Annotated in this window: 1 protein-coding gene; it reads right to left on the bottom strand. The window is 66.5% G+C overall.

The window, feature by feature from the left end; genetic code table 11:
- Positions 1-477, bottom strand: a 477-nt coding sequence (locus P3L18_RS28175) for a DUF222 domain-containing protein (RefSeq protein ID WP_276116005.1), incomplete at both ends; no start/stop codon positions are given.

The following is a 477-nucleotide window of genomic DNA, read 5'->3' as shown; positions in this document are numbered from 1 at the left end:
CACCGTCTTTGGCGAACAACGCGATCCGCTGCCCTTGACTCGCCAACCGCGCCCGCCCCAAATACAGGGGCAGGTTCGTGTGGTCATCGAACACCGCCAACCACGGCTGACTGTGAGAAGCCAACGCGATGACATCGGTGATCGGGAGCAGGGTGCCGGTCGCGCTCACTCCCATCCCGGTTTGGGCGATCAACTCCGACAGGGTGGCTTTGATGATCAGGTGCGGTGGTAGTCCGCGATGGGATTGGGGGCCGAGGCCGACATCCAGTCCGGCGCGTAGGACCGCTTCCAACGCGTCGTGGTTGCGTTGCACTTGATCGCGGTGATCGCGGGCTGCCGCGGCCGCCAACGCGTCGGGATCAGCGTCTTCGCGACTGCCGGTCGGGGACTCCGGGTCGGCGGGGTTGTTCATTCCGGGCGCTGCCCACGCGGCGAGTACCGCTTCGAGGTGCGCGGTCAAGGTCGGGGTCATCTGCC

Source organism: Gordonia sp. N1V (genome assembly GCF_029269935.1).
Classification (GTDB): domain Bacteria; phylum Actinomycetota; class Actinomycetes; order Mycobacteriales; family Mycobacteriaceae; genus Gordonia; species Gordonia polyisoprenivorans.
Note: the sequence above shows the minus strand (reverse complement) of the source record. Positions and strands in the feature narration are given on the sequence as shown.